This is a genomic window from Ameyamaea chiangmaiensis, from assembly GCF_013376175.1.
GTDB lineage: Bacteria > Pseudomonadota > Alphaproteobacteria > Acetobacterales > Acetobacteraceae > Ameyamaea > Ameyamaea chiangmaiensis.
This window is the reverse complement of the sequence record NZ_JABXXR010000337.1, coordinates 1-883: the sequence shown is the minus strand read 5'-3', so window position 1 is coordinate 883 and position 883 is coordinate 1. Positions and strand designations below refer to the sequence as shown.

At 72.6% G+C, this 883-nt stretch carries 1 protein-coding gene and 1 pseudogene; one reads left to right on the top strand and one right to left on the bottom strand.

Annotated elements, in window-relative coordinates; translation table 11 throughout:
- A pseudogene (locus tag HUK82_RS16915) lies at positions 1-430 on the bottom strand (hypothetical protein); the annotation flags it as partial.
- Positions 431-514: 84 nt separating this feature from the next.
- Between HUK82_RS16915 and HUK82_RS16910 the strand changes: the two are divergent.
- A partial coding sequence (locus tag HUK82_RS16910; protein WP_176615006.1) for a hypothetical protein occupies positions 515-883 on the top strand: 369 nt, incomplete at its 3' end.

Here is an 883-nt window from a genome sequence, read left to right as displayed (position 1 = left end):
CGGACGGGGCCCCGGCGACGTCGACCACCGGCCCGCCGGGCACGCCCGACGGCATGGACGTGATCGTGGCCTGTCCGCTGAGCCGTTCGAGCGCGGCGGTGATCGCCCGCAGGCGCGTGGACGAAATCACTACGCGGTCGCGGTCCGGCCAGTTGGGTTCGTTGGGATCGAACCGCAGGAAACGCGCCCACAGCACCGTCGCGGCCAGTGCCAGGGAGGGCAGGGCGCCCGTGGCCTCCAGAGCCTGAGCGCCTGCCAGCGCGGCGATCGGCGCGATCTTCGGTCCGATATCGGCGTCCGTCAAAGCGCGTGGCGCCGACGTGGTCGATGTGGCCGGGGGTGTCCGGGGCGACCCTTGTGCGGCCTTGCCGCGCCGCGCCGCGCGCCCCGTGGCCGCCTTGCCTGTGTGTGTCTCGTACGCACCGGTCATGCCCGTACCTCTAGCACACCGGGACGCCGATGTATCGGCGTCCGCGACGGGTACGATGCGCAAGGCCCTTGCTGTGGGCGCCGGTTGCTGTATCGCTACGGCATGCGCGCCTTATGCTCTCCGGTTCGTTCCGCCTCGCCATCCGCGCCGATGGTCGCGCTCGGCATTGGTCTGGCTCTGATCTGCGGCCCGCTGGCGGGCTGCAAGCCGCTGGACCAGCGCACCTTCAATCCCGCTGCCGGCAAGCCGCCCAAGCCCTATATCCCGCCCGCGCCGCCGGCCCATGTGACGCCGCCGCTGGTCGAGATCATCGCCGGAACGACGCCCGACACCTGGCAGGCCGCCGTGACGAAGGCCACCCGGGCCGCGCTGGCGCGCAAGCCTTCGGTACTGTTCCCGGTGACGGCCGTCGTGCGCGCGCAGGGCGATGCCCGGGCGCAGGGCGCGGCGATG